The sequence below is a fragment of the Pararhizobium sp. PWRC1-1 genome (assembly GCF_049897905.1).
In the GTDB taxonomy this organism is placed as follows: Bacteria; Pseudomonadota; Alphaproteobacteria; order Rhizobiales; family Rhizobiaceae; genus Pararhizobium.
The window spans coordinates 265,398-288,775 of record NZ_JAFCXE010000002.1 but is presented as its reverse complement, the minus strand read 5'-3'; the positions used below and the strand labels follow the sequence as shown (position 1 = coordinate 288,775).

Sequence of the window (23,378 nt, the reverse complement as noted above, 5' to 3'; positions counted from 1 at the left end):
TAGCAGCATGCCACAGCGTAGATTACCGCTTCAATCACACGGAGTCGCTGAATGTCCGCCGTTTCCACCGCTTCCGCCACGCGGACCGCCAGTCCCGGTCTGCCCTGGCTGATCATCATCGCCGGCTCCCTCATTGCCGTTCTGACGTTCGGGCCACGCTCGGCCATGGGCTTCTTTCAGTTGCCGATGCTTGCCGATACCGGCTGGGATCGCACCACGTTCGGGCTGGCCATGGCCTTTCAGAATCTGGCCTGGGGCGTCAGCCAGCCCTTCTTCGGGGCGATCGCCGATAAATACGGCTCCTGGCGGGTACTGGCCTTTTCCGGCCTCGTCTATGCCGGTGGCCTGATCATCATGGCCTTTGCCGATGCGCCGATCTGGCTGCATATCGGCGGCGGCGTCATGGTTGGGCTCGGGGTCGGTTCAGGCTCCTTCGGCATCCTGTTGTCTGCCTTTGCCCGTAATGTCACGCCGGAACAGCGTTCCATGGCCTTCGGCATCTGCACGGCGGCCGGTTCGGCCGGCATGTTCCTGTTTGCGCCGCTGAGCCAAGGGCTGATTTCGGCCTTCGGCTGGTCGGACAGCCTGCTCTACATGAGCGCGCTGATGTTGCTCGTGCCGCTGTTCGCTATTCCGCTGCGCGGCAACTCCTCGTCCGGCAGTCAGAAGGAAGTCCAGTACAAACAGTCGATCGGCGAAGCGCTGAAGGAAGCGCTCGGCCACAAGAGCTACCTGCTCTTGGTCACCGGCTTCTTCGTCTGCGGCTATCAGGTGGCCTTCATCACCGCGCATTTCCCGGCCTATATCGGCGATATCGGCATCGATGCCCGTTATGCGGTGATCGCGCTGGCGCTGATCGGCTTCTTCAACATCATCGGCTCGCTGGCCGCCGGTTTCATCGGCCAGCGCTATTCAAAACCCTATTTTCTGGCATGGATCTATATCGCCCGCTCCATCGTCGTCTCCGCCTTCCTGCTCCTGCCGCAGTCGCCGACGTCGGTGATCATCTTTGCCGCGGTCATGGGACTGCTCTGGCTATCGACGGTGCCGCCGACAAACGGTCTTGTCGCCATTATGTTCGGAACGCGCCATCTCGGCCTTCTGGGCGGTGTCGTCTTCCTGTCGCACCAGATCGGCTCGTTCCTTGGCGTCTGGATGGGCGGTTATCTCTATGACCATTTCGGCTCCTATGATCCGGTCTGGTGGCTCGGCGTGGCGCTCGGCATCTTTGCCGCCATCGTCCATTGGCCGATCGAGGAAAAGGCTGTTGCTCGCCCGGCGATGGCGTGATACCCGCGATTTCTTGCCCTCCTGCAGAAATAGCGGGAGGGCATTCTTGAAAACCGTCACAAAACTTTCTAAATCTCATCCTCCGGCACTGCCGGTTTTGTTTTGATCCTATTATGCTCAATTTGAGCAAAATAGGTCTGCCGCCGGAGGGGCGGCAAGAGGAGCAGTTCGATGACTATCGCACAGACCAATGCGGCCATTCAGGCTTCCGGCGCGGTAAAGACCGCCGCCGAGCGTTTCGGCATCCTCGAACGGCCGGACTTGACGTTCACGCCGGAGATCGCCCGCGAGACGGCGCATCTCTATGAGCGCGTCAAGCAGTTCGTCCCCGCTTTCGAATGGCCGGTCTATGCGCCCTATGTTCATGCCATCAACCGGCTGAAGAAGGAGCGCGGCGCCGTCATCCTCGCCCACAATTACCAGACGCCGGATATCTTCCACTGCGTCGCCGATATTGTCGGCGATTCGTTGCAACTGGCACGCGACGCCACTAAGGTCGATTCCGAGATCATCATCCAGTGCGGCGTGCATTTCATGGCCGAGACCTCCAAACTGCTCAATCCGGAAAAGACCGTGTTGATCCCGGATGGCAAGGCCGGTTGCTCGCTGTCGGAATCGATCACCGGCGCCGATGTCCGGCTTCTGAAAGAGCGTTATCCCGGCGTGCCGGTGGTGACCTATGTCAATACTTCCGCCGACGTGAAGGCCGAGACCGACATCTGCTGCACCTCGTCCAACGTGCTTGCCGTCATCGAAAGCCTGGAGAGCGATACGGTTCTCTGCATTCCCGACGAATATCTGGCGATGAACGTCGCCAAGCAGACGAAAAAGAAGATCCTCACCTGGAAGGGCCACTGCGAGGTGCACGAGCGCTTCACCGCGGCCGAACTCCTGGCCTACAAGGAAGCCGATCCCACCATCGAGATCATCGGCCATCCGGAATGCCACCCGGACGTCATCGCCGTCTGCGATTTTGCCGGTTCCACCTCGGGCATGATCAACTACGTCAAGGACAAGCGCCCGGCGCGCGTGCTTTTGGTCACCGAATGCTCGATGGCTTCCAACATCCAGGCCGAGATCCAGGGCGTCGATTTCATCAAGCCGTGCAATCTCTGTCCGCACATGAAGCGCATCACGCTGCCGAAGATCCTCGACAGCCTGTTGTTCATGACGGAGGAAGTTTTGGTCGACCCGGCAATCGCCGGCCGCGCCAGACTTGCCGTCGAGCGGATGGTGAATTTGAAGCAGTAAAGGGTAAGCTGAGTGCTGCCTCTTCTCCCCGGCGGGGAGAAGGTGGCCGAAGGCCGGATGAGGGGGCCAAGCAGGCAAGAGTTTGCCGCACCACCCCCTCATCGCCTCGCGTGCGCTCGGCACTTCTCCCCGCTGGGGAGAAGAGGGAGATACTCCCGGAGGAGAAAAAGCATGCTGACCGATCATTTCCGCCCACAGTCCTTCAACGGCATTGACGATATCGTCATCGTCGGCGGTGGCCTTGCCGGGCTTTTCTGCGCGCTGAAACTCAGCCCGCGTCCCGTCACCGTGCTGGCTGCGGCCCCGATCGGCCACGGCGCCTCGTCCGCCTGGGCGCAGGGCGGCATCGCCGCTGCCATGGGGCTGGGCGATACCATCGACAAACATGTGGCCGATACGCTGATTGCCGGTGCCGGTATCGTCGATGAGAAGATGACGCGGATGATGGTCGCCGAAGGTCCGGCGCGCATCCACGATCTGCTCGGCTATGGCGTGCCGTTCGACCGTGATCTTGAGGGGCAGCTGCTGCTGTCGCGCGAAGCCGCCCATTCCGAGCGCCGTATCGTCCGCGTCAAGGGCGACATGGCCGGCAAGGCGATCATGGAAGCGTTGATCGCGGCCGTGCGCAACACGCCGTCGATCCGGGTGCTGGAAGGGTATGTTGTCGAGGAACTGGTGCGCCAGGGCCGCTTCATCTCCGGCGTCATTGCCCGCCCGGATGCCGGCCAGTCGAAGACGCGCGTGGCGTTTCCGGCCCGTGCCGTGGTGCTCTGCTCGGGCGGCGTCGGTCATCTCTTCTCCGTAACCACCAATCCGACTGAAGCCTGCGGTCAGGGCGTCGGCATGGCCGCCCGCGCCGGTGCCATCATCGCCGATCCGGAATTCATCCAGTTCCACCCGACGGCGATCAATATCGGCCGTGACCCAGCACCCTTGGCAACCGAGGCCCTACGCGGCGATGGCGCCCACCTGATCAATTCGGCCGGCAAGCGTTTCATGCTGGATATCCATCCGGACGGCGAGCTTGCGCCCCGCGACATCGTTTCGCGCGGCGTGTTTGCAGAGGTGCAGGCCGGGCGCGGCGCGTTCCTTGATTGCACCAAGGCGGTCGGTGCGCATTTCCCCGAAGCATTCCCGACCGTCTACGCTTCCTGCATCTCCGCCGGCATCGATCCCGTCACGCAGCCGATCCCGGTCGTCCCGGCCGTGCATTACCACATGGGCGGTGTCTTGACCGACGCGGAAGGCCGCACGTCGATCGATGGCCTCTGGGCTGCCGGCGAGGTGACCTCCACCGGTGTCCACGGCGCCAACCGGCTGGCCTCCAATTCGCTGCTCGAAGCCGTGGTCTTTGCCGCCCGTATTGCCGAAAACATCAAGGGCATGCTGCCGGAACCGAAGATCACCGACTGGGGCGATAATGCCGGCGAAAACGACGATCCGGTGACCCTGGAAGACAGCCCGCCGCTGAAGGCGCTGCGCCATATCATGAGCGACCATGTCGGCGTTATCCGCAGTCAGGATACGCTGGTCAAAGCGATCCGCGCCATCGCCAACCTGGAACGCCAGAACACCCGGCTGCGCTTCAGCAATATCGTCACTACGGCCAAACTGATCACCGCGGGCGCCTATCTGCGCACCGAAAGCCGCGGCGGCCATTACCGTTCCGATTGCCCGGAGCCAAGGCCGGAATGGAAGCACCGGACATTTCTGACGCTTGCCGAGGCCGACCGGGTCGTTGCCGAGGTGACCGAAACGGAAAGTGTTTGAGACTTCCCTTCTCCCCTGCGGGGAGAAGGTGGCCCATAGGGCCGGATGAGGGGGGCTAAACACCCAGAATGTGCCGTGCTGCCCCCTCATCGCCTCGCAGTCGCTCGGCACTTCTCCCCGCTGGGGAGAAGAGGAACTCACAACCGAAAGAAACCTGCCAATGACACCCACAGCCCTTCGCCCCGACCTGCCCGCCCTGATGGTCGAGGATCAGGTCCGTGCGGCGCTTCTCGAAGACCTCGGCCGCGCCGGCGATATCACCACCTATGCGACGATTGCTCCTGACCGCACGGCGACGGCGGACATGAACGCCCGCGAAACCGGTGTCGTTGCCGGTATGGAATTGGCTCGTACCTCCTTCCGCCTGATCGATCCAACGATCCGCTTCGAGGCTCTGGTGAGGGATGGCGACCGGATTGCGCCCGGCACCGTGCTTGCCCGCATTTCCGGCCCGGCCCGTGGCCTGCTGTCGGCCGAGCGCGTGGCGCTGAATTTCCTCATGCATCTCTGCGGCGTCGCCACCTATACCTCGAAATTCGCAGCCGAAATCGCCCATACGCGCGCAAAAGTCTGCTGCACGCGAAAAACCATTCCCGGCCTGCGGGCGCTGGAAAAATATGCGGTGCGCCTCGGCGACGGCTCCAATCATCGCTATGGCCTCGATGATGCGATCCTGATCAAGGACAATCATATCGCCGTCTCCGGCGGCGTTGCTTCCGCCGTCCATGCTGCGCGCGCCTATTGCGGTCATCTCGTCAAGATCGAGGTCGAGGTCGATGGGCTGGACCAGATGCGCCAGGCGCTGACAGCCAGCCCGGATGTTATCCTGCTCGACAATATGGGGCCGGACCTGCTCAGCGAAGCCGTTGCCATCAATGCTGCCCATTGGCAGTTGCCGGGCGAGGCCTATCACGCCGATACGCGCCGGACCAAGCTGGAAGCCTCTGGCAATGTCAATTTCCAGACCATCCGTGCCATCGCCGAAACCGGCGTCGACTTTATCTCGACCTCGAAGATCACCATGGCGGCGCCGACGCTGGATATCGGATTGGACGTGGTCATCGGCTAAGGCACAGGCGTATCAGGTATCGGCAGTGGGGTGACGGCGTTTCCATTCGTCGGCAACGTCCCCCATCGTCTTTTCCGCACCGTCCTTGATCCAGGCCATGAAGGCACGGTCGAACGCAAAGCCGTCGCCGCATTGGGCTGTGAGAAAACGGCGGACATTCTGCGTGTTGCGGTAGGTCGGCGTGATTGGGGTGTCGCGGTCGATAAAATCGGCGTGCCAGTCGAAAGCCGTCATGTCTTATCTCCTACCGCTGCAGCACGAACGGGCAGACCACGCGTGCGCCGATGGTCAGCGTCTTGCCGCAGTCGTATCGGCAGGTCTTAAATTGCCCGTTCGCATCTTCAATCGTCGGATTGCATTGAATGATCGCCGGTTGGCCGGTGGTGCCGTTGCCACCGAAGTAATCGGGAATGGCCGGCTTGTTCTCCGGTGCGGTCGGAACAGCACCGGCGAGGAGAAGAGCAATTATCGTCATCTCATCGCTTTTCTTGCATCGGAGGCCCTGTGAATTACCGGGCGGGAACCTTTACCGACACCATTCGGTTGACGCAAATAGCCCTGTTTCGAAAAGACTTGATTTGAAGAAGGACTGTTCGTGTCGGCAGATTTCTGGATGTTCGTTGCCATCTGCTTTTTCGCGCAATTGGTCGATGGCGCTTTAGGTATGGCATTCGGCCTGTTGTCCACCACAAGTCTGCTCGCGGTCGGCATACTTCCGGCAACGGCAAGCGCCATGACCCACATTGCGGAGATTTTTACGACGGCGGCTTCCGGAGCTTCCCACACCTACCAGCGCAATATCGACTGGCGCCTCGTCGCACGTCTGGCGCCGGCCGCGGTATGATCGGCGGTGCGCTCGGCGCCTATGGCGTCTCCAATGTCGATGGCGAGATGATCGAGCCGTTCGTCTCGGCCTATCTGGTACTGGTCGGCATCTACATCGTGTTCAAGGCCTTTCGTCCGCTCTGGCTGCGCGAGGTCCGGGATTGGGTTGTGCCGTTTATCGGTCTCGGTGGCGGGGCGCTGGATGCGGCCGGTGGCGGTGGCTGGGGACCGATCGTCACCACATCGCTGATTGGCCGTGGCCATGAGCCAAAGAAGGTTATCGGTTCCACCAGCCTCACCGAATTTGCCGTCACCCTGACGATTTCGGCAACTTTCGTGATGACGCTTGGCTGGTCGGATCTCGGCTCTGCGGTCGGCCTCGTCCTTGGCGGTGTGCTCGCAGCGCCTGTCGGTGCGCTTGTCGTCAAGCGGCTGCCCGTGCGGCCGTTGATGATCGCCGTTTCCTTTGTCATCATCGCCACATCGGCCATTCGGATATTCTGATTCCTGCATCAGAGCCGGTTTCACCGATCGCGCCGGTTGATTGTGGAACCGCTGGTCTCATCAGGCGTTGCATCTTGAGGAAATCATCTCCACCGGAGGAATGTCTCATGAAACGCCTGATCACCACGCTCGCCATGGTTCTCGTCACCGCAACGGCCGCATTCGCGCAATCAACATCCCAAACCGCCATTGCTAACTTCATCGGCAAGGACGGCAAGGAAACCGGCCGGGCATCGCTGACGCAGGGCAAGAACGGCGTGCTGATCGAGGTGGAGGTGACCAATCTGCCGCCCGGCAAATGGGTGGCCTTTCATGTGCATGAAACCGGCAAATGTGATGCCGCCCACAACCACGAATCCGCCGGTAAACATTTCAATCCCGGCGACACCGAACATGGTTTCCTTGCCACCAACGGCCCACATGCTGGTGATATGCCCAATCAATATGTCGGCGCCGATGGTGTCATGCGGGCTCAGGTCTACGACAGCATGGTGGCTCTCGACAATGCCGAAAACGGCATTCGCGGCCGCGCGCTGATGGTGCATGCAAAATCCGACGACAACCGCAGCCAGCCTTCGGGCGATGCCGGCGACAGGCTGGCCTGCGCCGTCATCGAGTAGCGCAACCAAGCGGTTCGGCAGCGCCTATCGCCCGCCAACCTTCAGGCCGGGTGCCGGCCTCTCGTCGAGGATCTGGCGGCGGAAGCGGAAGAGGGCGGCGGGCCGTCCGCCGGTCGCAGCGGTCAGCATGCCAGTCGGTTCGACCAGCTCTGCACCTTCAACCAGGCGGCGGAAATTCTGCTTGTGCAGATGCCGCCCGGAAATCGCCTCGACCGTTGCCTGCAACTCGGTGAGCGTGAATTCCGGCGGCATCAGCTCGAAGATCACCGGCCGGTATTTGATTTTTCCGCGCAACCGCGCAATGGCGGTAGCAACGATGCGGCGATGATCGTGGCGCATGGCAAGGCCAACCGGTGACGTGTCTGTCGCTGCAGCGCGGCCATCGATCACCGCTTCGCCCACGAGGCCTGCCTCGTAAAGCAGCTCGTAGCGCTCCAGCACACGCTCCTCGTCCCAGGGGAAATCGTCGAGTCCGAAGGCAAGACGTGTGCGGGTGCGCCGCTGCGGCAGCCCCATGCGTTCGTCCTGATGGCCGCCCTTTTCCCATTGGCGGAGCGCCGGAAGGATAAGCTGGTCGATCAGCACCGGCCGGCCTTGCCGCCAGTCTTCCCAGGGCAGGTAGCTGTACCAGTCGCGCCAATGGGCTCCGGCCTCGGCCAGCCGCGCATTGTTTTCGGCGTCGGTGCGGGTGAGAGCCAGATAGCCGACCGACACCATATGTGTGCTGCTTTCGCCCGCCAGGCGGTGGCGGCCCTGGTCGCCGAATGTGTAGAGCTGTTCGATATAGCCGAGGTCGAGTGCTGTCTGCTGTTCGACGCTGGCTCTGAGGCTGGTTTCGAACGTCCGGTGACGGGCGGGATCGAACGGACCGAAGGGCAGGCCGTCACGGCTGTCACCGTGCTCGTCGCTGACCGCAAGGATGCGCGGCGAACGGCTGGTCACCGCGACGATCGCGGCGTTGAGGCCGATTTCGACGGTGACAGTCCCCTCAGCCGGCATGGACGGCAGGCTCCGGCAACGGGGAGAAGACGAAGGGCGCATTTCCATCCGTATCGGCGCCACGGCCGATCGCCTTGATCGCCGCTACCAGCCGGCCATTGCGCGACAGCAGCCGGTCGCCGATCTCGATCAGCCGGGAATTGGGGGTGACATAAGCCGAGGCGGCGCGCAGCCGCAGCGCAAGCCCAGTCTCGTCCTGATCCGGCTCCACCGCCAGGGCCGCGATAACGGCAGCGGCAGGCGAGCGCGAAATACCCATCCAGCAATGGATCAACAGCGGTGCCGACCGGTCCCATTGTTTCGCAAATTCGATGATCTGCAGCACGTGCTCTTCGCCCGGTGCCACAAGCGCCGCATTTCCGGCAAAGGTGATATCGTTCATCCCCAGCAGCAGATGACGGTCGGCCGCGATTACTGCCGGACGATGAAAGGCCTGCTCCTTCGCCATCAGGCTGATCATTTCACAGGCGCGGTGGCGCACGGCCATTTCGGCGATGCGCGACAAAGGCGAGACGACGATCACCGGCATCTCAGGACACCGCCCGCACAGCTGCGCGTTCCGCTTCGATGACTTCAAACCGTTCGGCAAACAATCTTTGCGCCTCGATGGCGGGCAGCGGATCGATCAGGATCATCTCGCGGGTAATGCCGCGCGGCTGGCCGAAGAATTTGCGGGCTTCCGTAAGCGAAAACCCGGCAAGAACGGTCGCCTCGAAATAGGCAGCGATCTGGTCGGCCTTCTTGATTCGGGTCTTCAATTCGGCCGGTGCGGTGGACGGCAGCCCGAAACGCAGATGAATGGCGCCTTCCAGCCGCTTCTCCACCACCTTGTAGCCGCCGCCGACCACCGCCTTGAACGGCGAGATCATGTCGCCGATCACATATTCGGGGGCATCGTGGAGCAGCGCCATCTGACATTCGTCGGCCGTGCAGCTGAACTGCCGGCGAAAGATTTCCTCGACCACCAGACTGTGCTGGGCAACGGAAAAGGCATGGTCACCGTCCGTCTGGCCGTTCCAGCGGGCGACGCGGGCAAGCCCATGGGCAATATCGGACAGTTCGACATCAAGTGGTGACGGGTCGAGCAGATCGAGCCGCCGTCCGGAGAGCATGCGCTGCCAGGCACGGGCAGACATCAGGCGCTCGCCTCGTCGGCTTCAGCCGGGAATTCCAGGCCAGTCCAGGCAGGCAGAGTGAGCGTCACCGCAACGTCTACGGCAAGGATAGGCTCACCCGAGGCGATGGCGTCGCCGGCCTTGTCGATGCGCACGATCGCAAGCCCCGACGACCCGATGACACTACCGAGCACGCCGATCGAGCGCCCCCTGGCGGTCAGCGGCGTTCCTGTTTCGGGCAATGCGGTTTCTGCAGCGACGATCACGACCCGCCGCCGGGCGGTGCCGCGATGCTGCATGCGCGACACGACCTCCTGGCCGACATAGCAGCCCTTCTTGAAGGACAGGGCACCGTTCTTGTCCATAAGCACATCATGGGGAAATGCGTCCTGCAGTGCATAATCGGAACCCGAGACGGCAATACCATTCAAGATGCGCAGGCGGTCATAGTCGTCGGTTCCCGCTGTTTCGCCCAGCGTGTCGTAGGCGCGGTAAACCGCCTGTCCGGCCTTGGCAAACCGCGCATCGCGATAGGCGCCCGGCGCTGCTTCGAAGCGGACGGTGACCGTAGCCGGATTGGTGAGGGCAAGCAGAACCGGTGCGCGCAGCTTGTACATCGTCAGCCGCTTCAACAGCGATTCGGCCTGGTCAGTGCCGGTTTCGAGGCGGATCGATGTGCCGTCCCGCGTGACAATGAAATCGAAGAGAATCTTGCCCTGTGGTGTCAGAAGTGCACCGGGTTTCGCTTCGCCGTCTTCGAGCAGATCGAGATCTGTGGTGATTAGCGCCTGCAGAAATTCCTGCGCGTCCTGTCCGGACACGGTAATCACGGCACGATCATGAAGGGCGACGGGCTGCATGGCGTTTGTCCTGTTCATCAGGTCAAACAGGTAGGATTTCGCAAGCGTCGCGGCAAGCGCTTTGCGTGTGTCCTCAGTCGCCAGCCACGAAAAATTTCCACTGACCGTCGGGTGTGATGCCGACGCGGTAGAAATTATAGTTGCCGCCTTCTTCCATCTCGGCAAAATCGCCAGCCGTTACCAAGCGGAACAGATCGACTTTTTCCGGCGGGCTCAGCGAAGCCAGCGGCTTTTCGGTAAAATAGGGCCAGACATAGGCCTCCTCGGGCGTACCCTTTTCCGTCAGCACGAAACCGGTCGAGAGCACATCAAGCAGGATAGCCAGGATCTCAATACCCTGCGGATCACCGGAGAGGCCCTTGAGTGTCTCGACGGGATCGGCGTCGTTCTCGCCGACCTGCGTCTGGGTCGGACCCTTGCCGAGCAGGGGGCGCAGCCGCTCGATATCGCCGGAGGCGGCGGCCTCGACGATCAGTTCGCGCATCCGGGCGACAGGTTTGGGAATCTTCGAAACGTCCGACAGCACCTCGACAGCGGCGGCAGGTGCCTTGTCTTCGACCGAATAATCTTTGGCATCACGGGCAGGCTTGTTGACCAGCGGATCCGGCATCGGGATCTGCATAGGGCCTTCGTCGCCCGGTTCGTCTTCTTCGGGAACGTCCTTGGCCTGCTTGTCCTGACTTTTCTCGCCAGGTATCTGCTTCAATTCGCTAAGCGCGAAGGCGGGCTGGGGCAGAAGCACGGATGAGGCAAGCAGACCGGCAAGCAGCAACGCGGAAAGGCGAACCGCACGCATCCGGCATGCTGATATCTGACGTTCCATGACGGCCTCGAAACTACTGCAGGGTGCGTTCCGGCGAGAATTCACCGGCCAGCATACGCTCGCGAAGCGAGTTCAGCATGGCCTCGGCACCGTCTTCGCCATGAAGGCGGATGGTTTCGCGAATGGCAAGCGCAACGGCAGCATCGGCAATGATTTCAGGCTCGATACCATCGGCCATTCCATCCGCCCAGGCTTCATTCTGGTGTTCCAGGGCTGCCTGCATCTTCTCATGAACAATCATGTCGTCGATGTCATTCAGACTTGGTTCCATCATTCGTTCCATGCCGTTTCACGCTCTTTACTTGGCACCAGACTCGGGGTGATGCCACTTCTTACCACTCTCTTAACAACCTTAGCAGCCTTTTCCCAAAACGACACGGGCTCCTGAAGAAAGAGGTTAATTTATCGTTAATTTCCAAAACGGGCGGTTATTTCTGAAGCAAGTGTTGCTCCTTCGGCACGGTATCGCTCGTCGGCGACCACGGCCGGTGGGGTGCAGGCTGTATAAACGGACGCAAAAGTACGGTATCCGCGGTTGAAGGCAGCCGTCATGCGCGCGCGCCGCTGGGCTTCGCCCTTTGCCTCCTTGTCGAGCAGATCCTGCATCGATTGGCGCCAGGTATCGGCTGCCGGATCCTTGCAGAGCGTGCGCAAATAGTGAACGGAACCAAGGATTTCCGACAATCGCAACAGGCGCGCATCATAAGGTGCTGGCTTCTCGGTGGCGACAGTAGGAGTGCCTGACGGCGGCACGTCCTGCGCCTGCGCACCGAGCGGCAAACAGGCAAAAGCTAAGAGAAGATACGATCGTGTGGCCAGAAAACGGATCATTGCCCTTTCAAGCCCCGAATCATGCCTGGGAGCAAGCGGATTTTGGCGAAGCCGCTTATCGCGGCCGCTGTGTTTCCAGTTTTTCCACGCATTGCCGCACGCTTTCGGGGATGGGAAGGCCAAAGATTTCAGCGGCCGTATACCAGCCGATATCAGCCGCATCGTCAGCCGCGATAGCAACGACATCCGGATCGGCCTCGACCTTGAACACCGAAAGAAAGAAGTGGCGTGCGCCGGCCCCGTCCGCTTCGCTCGGCGGCAGGTCGTAGGTCTCAAACAGCAGCGGATTGCGCGGCAGGATGCCGGTTTCCTCATGAAACTCGCGCACCGCCGTTTCCGCCGGCGTTTCCCCTGCCTCCGCGCGGCCGCCCGGAAACGCATACATATCGGCCGAAGGCGGATTGGCGCGGCGCACAAGCAGGTAGCGCCCGTTCCGTTCGAGAATGGCGGACGAGGCGAGTTGAGGAGAGGTTGTCATGTTGATGGGAACCGGAAAAGCATTGAAAATCTTGACCCACCTTAGGCGAAGTGCGATTTGAAAGCCATGTGCGGACGATTTTCGCTGACGGCGACACCGAAGGAACTGGCGGAAGTATTCGGTCTACTGGAGACGGAGGATTTTCCGGCGCGCTTCAATATTGCCCCGACGCAGCCGATCCTGATCGTCATGTCCGGCGAGCGCCAAAGGCCGGGCAGCAACCTGCCGGACCGCCGGGCGCTTCTGGTGCGCTGGGGGCTGACGCCGTCCTGGGTCAAGGACCCGCGTGATTTTCCACTTTTGATCAATGCGCGCGCTGAAACCGCAGCTGGAAAAGCCTCGTTCAAGGCGGCGATGCGCCATCGGCGCGTGCTGATCCCGGCGTCCGGGTTCTACGAATGGCATCGGCCGTCGAAGGAAAGCGGCGAGGCGTCGCAGGCCTATTGGATCACGCCCAGAAACGGCGGCATCGTTGCGTTTGCCGGGCTGATGGAGACTTGGTCTTCGGTGGATGGATCCGAGGTCGACACAGGCGCAATCCTGACGACCCATGCCAATGCGCGCATCGGCGACGTCCATGATCGCATGCCGGTGGTGATCAAGCCGGAGGATTTTGCCCGCTGGCTTGATTGCAGGACGCAGGAACCGCGCGATGTCGCTGATTTGCTGGCGCCGGCCGATGACGATTATTTCGACGTCATCGCCGTGTCTGACCGGGTCAACAAGGTAGCCAATACCGGCGCCGATCTTCAGACGCCGGTGCATGTCTCTGCACGGCCTGCCGCAAAGCCGAAGGACCCGCCCGCAAATCCGCAGCTGTCGCTCTTTTGAGCGATCAGGCCATATCTTCGCTCAAGCGGGCTTCTTCACCGGCTTTGGCTTGATCTGCAGCGCAGCGGCAAGCACGGCCTTCAGGCCAAGCGGACGGTATTGCTCGACGAGATTGGCCGCCGCTCGCGGGCTGTTCTTGTCGGTGTTTTTACCAGGCATTTCAAACTCTCCTCAGATGCTTTCCTAAGCGGAAGCGCTTCGCCTATGTGTTCTCCACCAGAACGGCGTTTCCTATTGTGCCCCAGGAAACAGGCTTTAATGTGCAAGTGCTCAAAGCCCTGTCTCCCCGGACATCCGGTGTCTCCAGATAAGCCCAATCATGACAAAACAATGACGAATAATCCAGTATTTCAACTTAACATGCTGGAGCGCGGCTGACCTCTTGACCGGGACGGATCGAAGCGCGATAAAGCAGCCCATGAAAACGGTTATCTGCATCACCTGCCGGATTATTATTCGCTAGCCTCAAAGCTGGCCTGGCCGTTTTCGTCTCCCAAAAATCAAGATGACAACGCGAAGGTTCAGCCGGGCGCCTGCGTGATTCGGTCATATGCGGAATGGGAGATTGGAATGGACGGACTGCCGACACTGAAAATGTACAACACGCTGACGCGGGAGAAGGCGGTCTTTACGCCGATCGATCCCGACAATGTCCGCATGTATGTCTGCGGCCCGACGGTCTACGACTTCGCCCATATCGGCAATGCCCGCCCGGTCATCGTCTTCGACGTGCTCTACCGGCTCCTGCGCCACGTCTATGGCGAAAGCCACGTGACCTATGCCCGCAACATCACCGACCTCGACGACAAGATCAATGCGCGGGCGCTGCGGGATTTCGGTACGGAGATCGGCAATGGTACACTGTCGCTGAACGAGGCGATCCGCCGCGTGACGGAGAAGACAGCGAACCAGTTCCACTCCGACGTGGCGATACTTGGCAGCCTTGAGCCGACGCACGAGCCGCGTGCCACCGAATTCGTGCAGCCGCGTGACGACGGAAAGTCGGACATGATCACGCTGATAGAGCGGCTGATCGAACGCGGCCATGCCTATGAAACCAATGGGGAAGTCCTGTTCGATACCGTTTCAACGTCCGACTATGGCGAACTCTCCAAACGTAACCTTGACGAACAGCAGGCTGGCGCACGCGTCGCCGTGGACGTTCACAAGAAAAGTCCTGGCGACTTTGTGCTTTGGAAGCTCTCGTCGCCGGAGGAACCCGGCTGGGATTCGCCCTGGGGCCGGGGCCGTCCCGGCTGGCATATTGAGTGCTCGGCCATGGCAGCCGCCTATCTCGGCGAGGTCTTCGATATCCACGGTGGCGGGCTGGACCTGATCTTCCCGCACCATGAAAACGAGATCGCCCAGTCGCGTTGCGCCCATGGCACCAAGGTCATGGCGAACGTCTGGATGCACAATGGCTTCGTGCAGGTCGAAGGCCGCAAGATGTCGAAATCCGAAGGCAATTTCGTCACCATCTACGAATTGCTGCACACCGAAACCTTTGGCGGCCGCAAATGGCCGGGCGAGGTTCTGCGCTTGGCCATGCTGATGACGCATTATCGCGAGCCGATCGATTTCTCGATCAAACGGCTGGAGGAAGCGGAGCGTCTGCTGGCCAAATGGCCGGCCGGAACGCCTGGCGATGCGCAGCCGGATGCGTCCGTGCTCAACGCATTGGCCGACGATCTGAACACGGTGGCGGCGGTGCAAGCCCTGCACGCCTTGGCCTCTGCCGCCAATGCCGATCCGGCCGTGCTGCCGGTCTTTGCCGCAAGTGCCGCTTTGCTTGGTGTTTTGCCGAAGGAGGCGGAGGTTGACAGCGCGGTTGCATCGGCGGTTGACGCGCTGGTGGCGATGCGGCTTGAAATGCTGAAAACCAAGAACTTTGCCGAGGCCGACAAGATCCGCGACGATCTCGCCGCCAAGGGTATCCAGCTGAAGGATGGCAAGGATGCGGCGACCGGCGAGCGGGTAACGACGTGGGACGTCAGGCGATAAACTTGTCTTTCTGACGAGGCGGGCATATGCTTTGGCCTATGCTGAAGGAGGCTGTCATGAATGTGATCCAGGTTGACCAGGGACGCGAGGTAAAGCTCTTTCGCAACGGCCGCAATCAGGCCGTCCGTATTCCCGTGGAATTCGAACTCCCGGGAAACGAGGCGATCATGCGCAAGGAAGGCGACCGGCTGATCATCGAGCCGAAAAAGAAAAGCGGCTTGCTGGAGTGGCTTCGGGCGCAGGAACCGCTTGATGAGGAATTCCCGGACCTTGATGAAGACAGCCCGCCGCCGAAGGACTTCAGTCTGTGAACGGCGTGCTTTACATGCTCGATACGAATATTCTGTCGGATACGATCCGCAACCCGTTCGGTATTGCAAGTCAGTACATGGAACGGGTCGGTGAAGATGCACTCTGCGTCAGTGCCATTGTCGCCTCCGAGATGCGTTACGGGATCAGGAAAAAAGGATCGTCCCGGCTATCCTATCTCGTTGAGAATACCTTATCCCGCATTACCATCGTCCCCTATGACGACGCGGCTTCCCAAAGCTACAGTGTCATACGTGACGCTTTGGAGCGTCAGGGCAAAACGATCGGTTTGGCTGATCTCTTTATCGCCGCTCATGCACATTCGCTCGGTCTAACCATTGTCACGAACAACACCCGTGAATTTTCACGGGTCCAAGGGTTGAATATCGAAAACTGGTTGGCGACGGAGGAGCATCCATGACCGTTCTCGTCCATACCGGCGGCTGCCAATGCGGTGCCGTTCGATTCCGTGTCGAAGGAGCACTCGGCGATGCCTCCGTCTGTCATTGCCGCATGTGCCAGAAGGCGGCGGGGAATTTCTATCTGCCGCTGGTTTCCGTGCGCCAGGCAAAGCTTTCCTGGACGCGTCGCGAACCCAAGCGCTTCCAGTCTTCCAATGCAGCGTCCCGTGGATTTTGCAGCGATTGCGGCACGCCGCTGACCTATGAGGCACCGGATGGCTTGGCGCTGACGATTGCCGCTTTCGACAGGCCGGAAGGCATCGTCCCGACAATCCAGTGGGGCATCGAGGCCAAGCTGCCCTATGTCGATCACATCCCGCAATTGCCGGGCGAGGATACGATGGCCGATAAGGATGCGACATCTTTTCTCGCCGATCTCGTCTCCTACCAGCATCCGGATCGTGATACGGCCGAATGGCCGCCGAAGGAGCGAGGATGAGCATCAGCCGCATCTATACCGGCGGCTGCCAGTGCGGCGCGGTTCGCTACCGGGCGGAGGGAACGCTCGGTGATCCGCATCTCTGCCATTGCCGCATGTGCCAGAAGGCGTCGGGCAACTATTTCATGCCGCTGGCCAACGCGCCGCGCGCCAATTTCAGCATCACCCGCGGGGCTCCCGGCTGGTTTCGTTCCTCGCATCTGGTCCGGCGCGGCTTTTGTTTCCTCTGCGGCACGCCGCTGTTTTACGATATGCCTGAGGCGGATTTCATCAATATCGTGCTCGGCTCGCTCGATGATCCCTATGATGTGCGGCCGCTGACCCAATCAGGCGTCGAGTCACGCATGCCATGGTTTTCGCATCTACCGGGATTGCCCGGAACGGAGATGGACGACGGCAGCGAGCCGATCACCGAGCGGCATATCGCCATTCTCGAATCGAACCGCCAGCATCCCGACTACGATACGCAACATTGGCCACCGGAGGACTGACATGACCGAAACCATTCGAACCGGAGGCTGCCAGTGTGGTGCCGTTCGCTTCAAGATTCATGGCGCGCTCGGCCGCCCGTCGATCTGCCATTGCCGCATGTGCCAGAAGGCCTTTGGCGGCTTCTTCGGCCCCCTCGTTACCGCGAAAGGCGAGACCGAATGGACGCGCGGTGAGCCTAGCTATTTCCAGTCCTCCATTAACATCGCCCGCGGTTTTTGCGCTGCCTGCGGCACGCCTTTGACCTACAAGCATCCGGGCGGGCTGGAAATCGCCATCGGCGCCTTCGACGATCGCTCCGATCTTGCACCGCAAATCCAGGTGAATTTCGCCGCCCGCAATGCCTGGGTGACGACGATCTTCGACCAGCCGGTGCATGAAGATCCCAACTATTACATGCAGCAGGAACAGATCATCTCCTTCCAGCATCCGGACCACGATACCGAGGTCTGGCCGCAGTTCCCGAGCGCCACCTGATCGACAGCTTTATATTACTCTCGAAAGCAGACAGCATGACCGAAATTCTTCGCACGCTCTATCCTGAAATCGAAGCCTATGCCTCCGGCCATCTCGACGTTAGCGACGGCCACACGATCTATTGGGAAAAATCCGGCACGCCGGGCGCCAAGCCGGCAGTCTTCCTGCATGGCGGCCCCGGCGGCACGATTTCGCCGAACCATCGTCGCCTGTTCGATCCGAAGCTCTATGACGTCACCCTGTTCGACCAGCGCGGCTGCGGCAAGTCCACCCCGCATGCGGAACTGGAAGCCAACACGACCTGGCATCTGGTCGCCGATATCGAACGGTTGCGCGAAATGGCCGGCGTCGAGCAATGGCTGGTGTTCGGCGGTTCCTGGGGCTCGACATTGGCGCTCGCCTATGCCGAAAAACATCCGGAGCGCGTGTCCGAACTCGTCGTGCGCGGCATCTACACGCTGACCAAGGCCGAGCTCGACTGGTACTATCAGTTTGGCGTCTCGGAAATGTTCCCGGACAAATGGGAACGCTTTTTAGCACCTATCCCGGAAAACGAACGCCACGAAATGATGCACGCCTATCACCGGCGGCTGACCAGCGACAACCGGGCGACCCGCGTTGCCGCCGCCAAGGCGTGGAGCATCTGGGAAGGCGAGACGATCACGCTTTTGCCAGAGCCTTCGACCTCGACGCCCTTCGAGCAGGAAGAATACGCCCACGCCTTCGCCCGCATCGAAAATCATTACTTCATCAATGCCGGCTGGTTGGACGAGGGGCAGCTGTTGCGCAACGCCCACATGCTCCACGGCATCCCGGGCGTCATCGTCCACGGCCGCTACGACATGCCATGCCCGGCAAAATACGCATGGGCGCTGCATAACGCATGGCCGGAAGCGGAGTTTCATCTGATCGAAGGGGCGGGACACGCCTATTCCGAGCCCGGCATTCTCGATCGGCTGATCCGCGCGACGGATGGGTTTGCGGGGAAACAGTAGGCGGCAGTTGCCCCTCATCCGCCCTGTCGGGCACCTTCTCCCCGTAAACGGGGAGAAGGACCAAGCGGCAGCCTCGGTCATCCCCTCTCCCCGCAAGCGGGGAGAGGGCTAGGGTGAGGGGCATACTCAAGAAGACATTCCGTTCCTTTGGAGGGAACATTCATGACCCGCGAACGCATCCACCTCTTCGACACCACGCTGCGCGACGGCCAGCAGACGCCGGGCATCGATTTTTCGGTCGAGGACAAGATTGCCATTGCGGCACTGCTGGATGAGTTTGGCATGGACTATGTCGAAGGCGGCTATCCCGGTGCCAACCCGACCGATACGGAGTTCTTCAGCAAGAAACGCACCAAAAACGCCCGCTTCGTCGCCTTCGGCATGACCAAGCGCGCCGGCGTGTCCGCCTCCAACGATCCGGGGCTGACAAGCTTGTTGCAAGCCGAAAGCGACGCGATCTGTCTTGTCGCCAAGAGCTGGGATTATCACGTCCGCGTCGCCCTTGGCTGCACCAACGAAGAAAACCTCGAATCGATCCAGTCTTCGGTCGAGGCCGTCGTTGCCTCCGGCAAGGAAGCGATGATCGATTGCGAGCATTTCTTCGACGGCTACAAGGCCAACCCGTCTTATGCGCTCGCCTGCGCCAAAACCGCCTATGACGCCGGCGCCCGCTGGGTCGTGCTGTGCGATACCAATGGCGGCACGCAGCCGCCGGAAATCCGCGATATCGTTACGGCCGTCATCGCCCACGGCGTTCCGGGCGCCAATCTCGGCATCCATGCGCATAACGATACGGGCCAGGCGGTCGCCAATTCGCTGGCTGCCGTCGAGGCCGGCGTGCGCCAGATCCAGGGCACGTTGAACGGTATCGGCGAGCGTTGCGGCAATGCCAATCTGGTGACGCTGATCCCGACGCTGGCGCTGAAGGAGGCCTATACGAGCCGCTTCGAGACGGCCATCGATGCCGACAGGCTGCAGGAACTCACCCAGCTTTCGCATGCCTTCGACGAGCTTCTCAATCGCTCGCCCGATCACCAGATGCCCTATGTCGGCGCCTCCGCCTTTGCCACCAAGGCCGGCATCCATGCCTCGGCACTGCTGAAGGATCCGCGCACCTACGAGCATGTGACGCCGGAAAGCGTCGGCAACCTGCGCAAGGTCATGGTGTCGGACCAGGGCGGCAAGGCCAATTTCATCAACGCCCTGAAGCGCCGTGGGATCATCGTTTCCAAGGACGACCCGAAGCTCGACAAGCTGATTTCCATCGTCAAGGAAAACGAAGCGACCGGCTATGCCTATGAAGGCGCCGATGCCAGCTTCGCCATCCTTGCGCAAAGAATCCTCGGCTCGGTCCCGGACTTCTTCCACGTCGAAAGCTTCCGCGTCATGGTCGAACGCCGCTTCGATGCCAATGGGAACCTGAAGACGGTTTCAGAAGCGGTGGTCAAGGTCTGGGTCGACGGTGAAGCCACAATGTCGGTCGCCGAAGGTCACGGCCCGGTCAACGCGCTCGATCTGGCGCTGCGCAAGGATCTCGGCAAATACCAGTCGGAGATCGAGGATCTGGAACTGGTGGACTACAAGGTCCGTATCCTCAACGGCGGCACCGAGGCCATCACCCGCGTCCTGATTGAATCCGTCGACGGCACCGGCGCCCGCTGGTGGACGGTCGGCGTCTCCGACAACATCATCGACGCATCGTTTCAGGCACTGATGGATTCGATCGTGTTCAAGCTGTTGAAGAACCGCGATCAGGCGGGGCTGGCTGCGGCAGAGTAGTCATTTCGCCTATCGTTGTGTGCGCTTGATGAAGTCGACCATGAGCGATACGGCTGCAGGCGCGTGCGTCTCGAGCATAAAGTGGCCGGCGTCGAAAACATGCGCTTCCATCCGGGGTAAATCCTCAAGCCACGAATGGATTTCCCGAAGGTTGAAGAAGGGATCGTGCCGGCCCCACAGCATCAGGGAAGGTGGTTGTCGATGGGCGAGATAATCGGCAATGGCATCGAACCGTGCGACGTAGTTTCCATAGTCCACGAGAATTGCCCGCTGCGTGTCCATCCGGCCCGGCATGCACATGACCCGCCAGTCCTCCTCCCAGCCTTTGGGTGAAACTAGAGCGGCAACGTCCGGTGGAAGGTTTGCGACATACTGGTCGCGCGTGCCTTCGAATGTCAGATGAGTGGTCGCCTTCGCCTCGTTCTCGGGGCTGGGATCCGCCCAGAACGCCTGTGTCGAAGCCCATTCGGCCCCAAATCCCGTTGCATGGGCGTTGGCGTTTTGAATAATGAGGCCGAGGACAAGCTCCGGCGCTTGCATTGCGATGTGGAAACCGACCGGCGCACCGAAATCATGGAGGTAGATATAGCGCGGTCCGATCGAAAGGTGTTCCAGCAGTTCCATGATCGCATCGCCCATCGCGGCGAACGACACCCCCGGCAGAACATCGGACTGGCCGAAGCCAGGCAAATCGGGTGCAATCACGTAGGCGGCCTGTGACAGGTGGGGCACGACGTCTCGAAATGTTTGCGCCGAACTCGGAAATCCATGCAAGAGCAGCACGGCGGGCTCGGATGCCTTACCTGCCGTGATGAAGGATAATTCTGTGCCGCCGGACAGGCGAAGTCGTTGCCGGGTCGCCGGGGACATATCCGGCCTCCTCTTCTCAATCGCGTGACCTCGCACAACGTCTACGCTGAGGCAATGTTCCAATGCGGCTAGACAACCGCGTGGTGCATCGTCCCCTATCGCTCACAGCGGGAGAGGCTATATTTGGTGCGGTCGAGACAGTGCTAAGCTTTATTCACAACACCAGCCGAAACTTCGCAAACCCATCCGCGCCGTCACCCGCATCCTCGATCTTCACACCCTTCACGTCTGCAATCAGCCCGCGCGCCTTCGGTCCGCTCTCGAACACGGCCGTGGCACCTTCCACTGGCTTGAAACTCCAGTTGCCGTCGGCCGATGGGTTGATGGTACCTTCGGCGATGATGTAGCGGACGATGACGTCGCGGTTGGTGTCGGGGGCGGCGAAGACCACCTTGTCGCTGGCAATCTCGGGGAATTTGCCGCCGCCGCCGGCGCGGTAATTGTTGGAGGCGATGACGAATTTCTGGGCCGGGTCGATCGGCCTGCCCTCGAAGGCAAGGTTCTGAATGCGGTTCGATCCGGGGTTCACGGCCTTGCCGTCTCCGTCATATTTGGCCGGTTGCGACAGGTCGATCTGGTAGGTGACACCGTCGATAATGTCGAAATTGTACGAGGGGAATGTGGTGTTGAGCAGCGCCACATCCTTGGCGCCGGGTGCGACGGTGTTGAACATGCCGGCCGACATTTCAAGCCAGTTCTTCACCTGCGCCCCGGTGATGACGACGGCCTGCACGGTGTTCGGATAGAGATAGAGATCGGCGACGTTCTTGATGGCGATATCGCCGGTGGGCACATCGGTATAGTAGTCGGCGCCACCGCGGCCGCCCGCCTTGAAGGGGGCGGCTGCCGACAGAACTGGAAGGTCCTTGAATTCCGTGTCCTTCAGCATGTCCTTGATATACCAGGTCTGCGCATTGGAGACGATCTGCACCGAGGGATCGTCGGCCACCAGCGCAAAATAGGAATAAAGCGGCGCCGAGGTCTTGCCGACCGGCGTCCGGACATAGGCGAGCGTCGCCTCGTGCTCGGCGCTGGCGGCGGCAATGACATCGGCGCGGTCAGGCACGTCGGCGACCACCTTCTTGTCCTCGCGGTGATAGATCGGCCGGGCCTCGGTGGTGAAATCGACGATCTTCCAGCCGTTGCCATCTTTTTCCAGCAAGAGGTCGATCAGGCCGAGATGCGAGCCCCAGAACCCGCCCATCACAGCCGGTTTACCGAGCAGCGTGCCTTTGACCGGATCGACGCCGTCGACGCCGTCGAAACTCTTGGGGCCGGGGAAGACGAGATGCTGGTGGCCGGTAAAAACGGCATCGATGCCTTCGACACCGGCGAGATAGAGCGAGGCATTTTCCATGCGGTCGCTCTGGCCTGAGCCATCGATGCCGGAATGGGAAAGCGCGATGATGATATCGGCGCCTTCCTCCTTCATCACCGGCACCCAGGCCTTGGCGGCCTCGACGATGTCGCGGGTCTGCGCCTTGCCTTCAAGGTTCTTGATGTCCCAGAGCATGATTTGTGGTGGCACGAAGCCGATAATGCCGATCTTCAGCTCGCTTGCCGCCCCTGAACCATCGGTGATGGTTTTTTCCACGATCGTGTAAGGCTTGAAGAAAAGCGTGTCGTCCTTCGGGTTAGCGGCGAGCTGCCCCTTGGTTAGGTTGGCGCAGACATACGGGAAGTTGGCGCCGCCGAGCACCTTGAACATATAGTCGAGGCCGTAGTTGAACTCGTGATTACCCAGCGTTCCCGCCTCATATCCGAGAACGTTCATCGCCTTGATGACCGGGTGGACATCGCCCTCCTTCATGCCGTGCTGATAGGCCATGTAGTCGCCCATCGGATTGCCCTGGAGGAAATCGCCATTATCGACAAGGAAGGAATTGCCGGCCTCGGCGCGGATCGAATCGATGATCGAGGCAGTGCGGGCTAGGCCCAGCGTGTCGTTCGGCTTGTCGCCGTAATAGTCGTAAGGGAAGACGTGGACGTGGATGTCGGTGGTTTCCATGATGCGCAGATGCGCCTGATTGGCGGCTGCGCGCGCTGCAAAGGGGTGCAGAAGAACGAGCGCGGAGGTGGCCGCTACACCGCTCAGAAGCGAGCGGCGGGTAATCGGGTGGAGCGCGAGGATGGATGACATCATAGAGTCCCTTCGTCTGACCGGTCATTGGCTGGAAGGAACGTAGAGCGCCAGACTGTGAAATGCACCCCGTAAAATCTGGGTGTTTTGTCAGTCCCGTAACAATTCTCTTACCATCGATTGTGAGCTTTGCTGTAGCAAGGTTCACGGAA

27 protein-coding genes and 1 pseudogene are annotated in these 23,378 nt (G+C 60.8%); 15 read left to right on the top strand and 13 right to left on the bottom strand.

Going from position 1 to position 23,378, the window contains the following annotated elements; all coding sequences use genetic code 11:
* Nucleotides 1-51 precede the first annotated feature (51 nt).
* The 4 genes from ACP7E0_RS05045 (at nucleotide 52) to nadC (ending at nucleotide 5,380) form a co-directional block, all read left to right on the top strand.
* Entirely contained in the window at nucleotides 52-1,290 is a 1,239-nt protein-coding gene (locus ACP7E0_RS05045; RefSeq protein ID WP_426123357.1) for an MFS transporter, read from the top strand.
* 171 nt (nucleotides 1,291-1,461) lie between these two features.
* A complete protein-coding gene (gene nadA / locus ACP7E0_RS05040) occupies nucleotides 1,462-2,541 on the top strand; it encodes a quinolinate synthase NadA (RefSeq protein WP_426123355.1) in 1,080 nt (359 codons plus the stop codon).
* A 171-nt stretch (nucleotides 2,542-2,712) separates the two neighbouring features.
* A complete protein-coding gene (locus ACP7E0_RS05035) occupies nucleotides 2,713-4,311 on the top strand; it encodes an L-aspartate oxidase (RefSeq protein ID WP_426123354.1) in 1,599 nt (532 codons plus the stop codon).
* 160 nt (nucleotides 4,312-4,471) lie between these two features.
* A complete protein-coding gene (nadC, locus tag ACP7E0_RS05030; RefSeq protein WP_426123352.1) occupies nucleotides 4,472-5,380 on the top strand; it encodes a carboxylating nicotinate-nucleotide diphosphorylase in 909 nt (302 codons plus the stop codon).
* 12 nt (nucleotides 5,381-5,392) lie between these two features.
* Here the strand turns inward: nadC and ACP7E0_RS05025 are convergent, their stop codons facing one another.
* Together ACP7E0_RS05025 and ACP7E0_RS05020 are read right to left on the bottom strand one after the other, a co-directional pair.
* The gene (locus ACP7E0_RS05025; RefSeq protein ID WP_426123350.1) at nucleotides 5,393-5,614 is read right to left on the bottom strand and encodes a DUF6434 domain-containing protein; all 222 of its coding nucleotides are present in this window, start codon (nucleotides 5,612-5,614) and stop codon (nucleotides 5,393-5,395) included.
* 10 nt (nucleotides 5,615-5,624) lie between these two features.
* Entirely contained in the window at nucleotides 5,625-5,855 is a 231-nt protein-coding gene (locus tag ACP7E0_RS05020; RefSeq protein WP_426123349.1) for a hypothetical protein, read from the bottom strand.
* Nucleotides 5,856-5,993: 138 nt separating this feature from the next.
* Between ACP7E0_RS05020 and ACP7E0_RS05015 the strand changes: the two are divergent.
* Nucleotides 5,994-6,709 (top strand): annotated as a pseudogene (locus tag ACP7E0_RS05015) (sulfite exporter TauE/SafE family protein).
* Between the two features lie 134 nt (nucleotides 6,710-6,843).
* A complete protein-coding gene (locus ACP7E0_RS05010; protein ID WP_426123613.1) occupies nucleotides 6,844-7,329 on the top strand; it encodes a superoxide dismutase family protein in 486 nt (161 codons plus the stop codon).
* Between the two features lie 24 nt (nucleotides 7,330-7,353).
* Here the strand turns inward: ACP7E0_RS05010 and ACP7E0_RS05005 are convergent, their stop codons facing one another.
* The 8 genes from ACP7E0_RS05005 to ACP7E0_RS04970 form a co-directional block, all read right to left on the bottom strand.
* Nucleotides 7,354-8,370: an NUDIX hydrolase gene (locus ACP7E0_RS05005; RefSeq protein WP_426123612.1), complete on the bottom strand. Its 1,017-nt coding sequence runs from the start codon at nucleotides 8,368-8,370 to the stop codon at nucleotides 7,354-7,356.
* Nucleotides 8,318-8,857: a tyrosine phosphatase family protein gene (locus ACP7E0_RS05000; RefSeq protein WP_426123347.1), complete on the bottom strand. Its 540-nt coding sequence runs from the start codon at nucleotides 8,855-8,857 to the stop codon at nucleotides 8,318-8,320. The genes ACP7E0_RS05005 and ACP7E0_RS05000 overlap by 53 nt, the downstream gene beginning before the upstream one ends.
* A gap of 1 nt (nucleotide 8,858) precedes the next feature.
* The gene (locus tag ACP7E0_RS04995; RefSeq protein ID WP_426123611.1) at nucleotides 8,859-9,467 is read right to left on the bottom strand and encodes a YfbR-like 5'-deoxynucleotidase; all 609 of its coding nucleotides are present in this window, start codon (nucleotides 9,465-9,467) and stop codon (nucleotides 8,859-8,861) included.
* Nucleotides 9,464-10,303, bottom strand: coding sequence for a YgfZ/GcvT domain-containing protein (locus ACP7E0_RS04990; protein WP_426123345.1), 840 nt, complete (start codon nucleotides 10,301-10,303; stop codon nucleotides 9,464-9,466). The genes ACP7E0_RS04995 and ACP7E0_RS04990 overlap by 4 nt, the downstream gene beginning before the upstream one ends.
* A 73-nt stretch (nucleotides 10,304-10,376) precedes the next feature.
* A complete protein-coding gene (locus ACP7E0_RS04985) occupies nucleotides 10,377-11,126 on the bottom strand; it encodes a hypothetical protein (RefSeq protein WP_426123344.1) in 750 nt (249 codons plus the stop codon).
* A gap of 13 nt (nucleotides 11,127-11,139) precedes the next feature.
* Nucleotides 11,140-11,409: a hypothetical protein gene (locus ACP7E0_RS04980; protein ID WP_113315114.1), complete on the bottom strand. Its 270-nt coding sequence runs from the start codon at nucleotides 11,407-11,409 to the stop codon at nucleotides 11,140-11,142.
* 125 nt (nucleotides 11,410-11,534) lie between these two features.
* A complete protein-coding gene (locus ACP7E0_RS04975; RefSeq protein WP_426123343.1) occupies nucleotides 11,535-11,957 on the bottom strand; it encodes a TIGR02301 family protein in 423 nt (140 codons plus the stop codon).
* A gap of 55 nt (nucleotides 11,958-12,012) precedes the next feature.
* Nucleotides 12,013-12,435, bottom strand: coding sequence for an NUDIX hydrolase (locus ACP7E0_RS04970; RefSeq protein ID WP_426123342.1), 423 nt, complete (start codon nucleotides 12,433-12,435; stop codon nucleotides 12,013-12,015).
* A gap of 66 nt (nucleotides 12,436-12,501) precedes the next feature.
* On the opposite strand from ACP7E0_RS04970, the gene ACP7E0_RS04965 reads away from it, so the two are divergent.
* A complete protein-coding gene (locus tag ACP7E0_RS04965; RefSeq protein ID WP_426123340.1) occupies nucleotides 12,502-13,266 on the top strand; it encodes an SOS response-associated peptidase in 765 nt (254 codons plus the stop codon).
* Between the two features lie 21 nt (nucleotides 13,267-13,287).
* Here ACP7E0_RS04965 and ACP7E0_RS04960 read toward each other — a convergent pair whose 3' ends face one another.
* Nucleotides 13,288-13,425 carry a hypothetical protein gene (locus tag ACP7E0_RS04960; RefSeq protein WP_426123338.1) on the bottom strand — a complete coding sequence of 46 codons (138 nt, stop codon included), beginning with the start codon at nucleotides 13,423-13,425 and terminating at the stop codon, nucleotides 13,288-13,290.
* Nucleotides 13,426-13,836: 411 nt separating this feature from the next.
* On the opposite strand from ACP7E0_RS04960, the gene cysS reads away from it, so the two are divergent.
* From cysS to cimA, 8 genes are all read left to right on the top strand, one after another.
* Complete coding sequence (gene cysS, locus ACP7E0_RS04955) at nucleotides 13,837-15,267, top strand: cysteine--tRNA ligase (protein WP_426123337.1); 1,431 nt, start codon at nucleotides 13,837-13,839, stop codon at nucleotides 15,265-15,267.
* A gap of 56 nt (nucleotides 15,268-15,323) precedes the next feature.
* Nucleotides 15,324-15,578, top strand: a complete 255-nt coding sequence (locus tag ACP7E0_RS04950) for an antitoxin (RefSeq protein ID WP_426123336.1) — start codon at nucleotides 15,324-15,326, stop codon at nucleotides 15,576-15,578.
* Between the two features lie 14 nt (nucleotides 15,579-15,592).
* Nucleotides 15,593-15,997: a type II toxin-antitoxin system VapC family toxin gene (locus ACP7E0_RS04945; RefSeq protein WP_426123610.1), complete on the top strand. Its 405-nt coding sequence runs from the start codon at nucleotides 15,593-15,595 to the stop codon at nucleotides 15,995-15,997.
* The gene (locus tag ACP7E0_RS04940; protein ID WP_426123335.1) at nucleotides 15,994-16,476 is read left to right on the top strand and encodes a GFA family protein; all 483 of its coding nucleotides are present in this window, start codon (nucleotides 15,994-15,996) and stop codon (nucleotides 16,474-16,476) included. Before ACP7E0_RS04945 ends, ACP7E0_RS04940 begins: the two co-directional genes overlap by 4 nt.
* Nucleotides 16,473-16,967 (top strand): GFA family protein, encoded by a 495-nt coding sequence (locus ACP7E0_RS04935; protein WP_426123334.1) that lies wholly within the window; start codon nucleotides 16,473-16,475, stop codon nucleotides 16,965-16,967. The genes ACP7E0_RS04940 and ACP7E0_RS04935 overlap by 4 nt, the downstream gene beginning before the upstream one ends.
* 1 nt (nucleotide 16,968) lies before the next feature.
* Nucleotides 16,969-17,442 carry a GFA family protein gene (locus tag ACP7E0_RS04930; RefSeq protein WP_426123333.1) on the top strand — a complete coding sequence of 158 codons (474 nt, stop codon included), beginning with the start codon at nucleotides 16,969-16,971 and terminating at the stop codon, nucleotides 17,440-17,442.
* Nucleotides 17,443-17,477: 35 nt separating this feature from the next.
* On the top strand, nucleotides 17,478-18,437 hold the full coding sequence (pip, locus tag ACP7E0_RS04925) for a prolyl aminopeptidase (protein WP_426123331.1): 960 nt from the start codon (nucleotides 17,478-17,480) through the stop codon (nucleotides 18,435-18,437).
* Between the two features lie 162 nt (nucleotides 18,438-18,599).
* Nucleotides 18,600-20,216: a citramalate synthase gene (cimA, locus tag ACP7E0_RS04920; protein ID WP_426123330.1), complete on the top strand. Its 1,617-nt coding sequence runs from the start codon at nucleotides 18,600-18,602 to the stop codon at nucleotides 20,214-20,216.
* Between the two features lie 9 nt (nucleotides 20,217-20,225).
* Here the strand turns inward: cimA and ACP7E0_RS04915 are convergent, their stop codons facing one another.
* Both ACP7E0_RS04915 and ACP7E0_RS04910 read right to left on the bottom strand, forming a co-directional pair.
* Nucleotides 20,226-20,999: an alpha/beta fold hydrolase gene (locus ACP7E0_RS04915; protein ID WP_426123328.1), complete on the bottom strand. Its 774-nt coding sequence runs from the start codon at nucleotides 20,997-20,999 to the stop codon at nucleotides 20,226-20,228.
* A 241-nt stretch (nucleotides 21,000-21,240) separates the two neighbouring features.
* Entirely contained in the window at nucleotides 21,241-23,226 is a 1,986-nt protein-coding gene (locus ACP7E0_RS04910) for a bifunctional 2',3'-cyclic-nucleotide 2'-phosphodiesterase/3'-nucleotidase (RefSeq protein WP_426123609.1), read from the bottom strand.
* Nucleotides 23,227-23,378 lie beyond the last annotated feature (152 nt).

What these genes read in the sequence shown, in the direction of transcription:
- ACP7E0_RS05045 (WP_426123357.1), top strand. Translation starts at nt 52, where the DNA reads ATGTCCGCCGTTTCCACCGCTTCCGCCACGCGGACCGCCAGTCCCGGT.
- nadA (WP_426123355.1), top strand. Translation starts at nt 1,462, where the DNA reads ATGACTATCGCACAGACCAATGCGGCCATTCAGGCTTCCGGCGCGGTA.
- ACP7E0_RS05035 (WP_426123354.1), top strand. Translation starts at nt 2,713, where the DNA reads ATGCTGACCGATCATTTCCGCCCACAGTCCTTCAACGGCATTGACGAT.
- nadC (WP_426123352.1), top strand. Translation starts at nt 4,472, where the DNA reads ATGACACCCACAGCCCTTCGCCCCGACCTGCCCGCCCTGATGGTCGAG.
- ACP7E0_RS05025 (WP_426123350.1), bottom strand. Translation starts at nt 5,614, where the DNA reads ATGACGGCTTTCGACTGGCACGCCGATTTTATCGACCGCGACACCCCA.
- ACP7E0_RS05020 (WP_426123349.1), bottom strand. Translation starts at nt 5,855, where the DNA reads ATGACGATAATTGCTCTTCTCCTCGCCGGTGCTGTTCCGACCGCACCG.
- ACP7E0_RS05010 (WP_426123613.1), top strand. Translation starts at nt 6,844, where the DNA reads ATGGTTCTCGTCACCGCAACGGCCGCATTCGCGCAATCAACATCCCAA.
- ACP7E0_RS05005 (WP_426123612.1), bottom strand. Translation starts at nt 8,370, where the DNA reads ATGCGCCCTTCGTCTTCTCCCCGTTGCCGGAGCCTGCCGTCCATGCCG.
- ACP7E0_RS05000 (WP_426123347.1), bottom strand. Translation starts at nt 8,857, where the DNA reads ATGCCGGTGATCGTCGTCTCGCCTTTGTCGCGCATCGCCGAAATGGCC.
- ACP7E0_RS04990 (WP_426123345.1), bottom strand. Translation starts at nt 10,303, where the DNA reads ATGCAGCCCGTCGCCCTTCATGATCGTGCCGTGATTACCGTGTCCGGA.
- ACP7E0_RS04985 (WP_426123344.1), bottom strand. Translation starts at nt 11,126, where the DNA reads ATGGAACGTCAGATATCAGCATGCCGGATGCGTGCGGTTCGCCTTTCC.
- ACP7E0_RS04980 (WP_113315114.1), bottom strand. Translation starts at nt 11,409, where the DNA reads ATGGAACGAATGATGGAACCAAGTCTGAATGACATCGACGACATGATT.
- ACP7E0_RS04975 (WP_426123343.1), bottom strand. Translation starts at nt 11,957, where the DNA reads ATGATCCGTTTTCTGGCCACACGATCGTATCTTCTCTTAGCTTTTGCC.
- ACP7E0_RS04970 (WP_426123342.1), bottom strand. Translation starts at nt 12,435, where the DNA reads ATGACAACCTCTCCTCAACTCGCCTCGTCCGCCATTCTCGAACGGAAC.
- ACP7E0_RS04965 (WP_426123340.1), top strand. Translation starts at nt 12,502, where the DNA reads ATGTGCGGACGATTTTCGCTGACGGCGACACCGAAGGAACTGGCGGAA.
- ACP7E0_RS04960 (WP_426123338.1), bottom strand. Translation starts at nt 13,425, where the DNA reads ATGCCTGGTAAAAACACCGACAAGAACAGCCCGCGAGCGGCGGCCAAT.
- cysS (WP_426123337.1), top strand. Translation starts at nt 13,837, where the DNA reads ATGGACGGACTGCCGACACTGAAAATGTACAACACGCTGACGCGGGAG.
- ACP7E0_RS04950 (WP_426123336.1), top strand. Translation starts at nt 15,324, where the DNA reads ATGAATGTGATCCAGGTTGACCAGGGACGCGAGGTAAAGCTCTTTCGC.
- ACP7E0_RS04945 (WP_426123610.1), top strand. Translation starts at nt 15,593, where the DNA reads ATGCTCGATACGAATATTCTGTCGGATACGATCCGCAACCCGTTCGGT.
- ACP7E0_RS04940 (WP_426123335.1), top strand. Translation starts at nt 15,994, where the DNA reads ATGACCGTTCTCGTCCATACCGGCGGCTGCCAATGCGGTGCCGTTCGA.
- ACP7E0_RS04935 (WP_426123334.1), top strand. Translation starts at nt 16,473, where the DNA reads ATGAGCATCAGCCGCATCTATACCGGCGGCTGCCAGTGCGGCGCGGTT.
- ACP7E0_RS04930 (WP_426123333.1), top strand. Translation starts at nt 16,969, where the DNA reads ATGACCGAAACCATTCGAACCGGAGGCTGCCAGTGTGGTGCCGTTCGC.
- pip (WP_426123331.1), top strand. Translation starts at nt 17,478, where the DNA reads ATGACCGAAATTCTTCGCACGCTCTATCCTGAAATCGAAGCCTATGCC.
- cimA (WP_426123330.1), top strand. Translation starts at nt 18,600, where the DNA reads ATGACCCGCGAACGCATCCACCTCTTCGACACCACGCTGCGCGACGGC.
- ACP7E0_RS04910 (WP_426123609.1), bottom strand. Translation starts at nt 23,226, where the DNA reads ATGTCATCCATCCTCGCGCTCCACCCGATTACCCGCCGCTCGCTTCTG.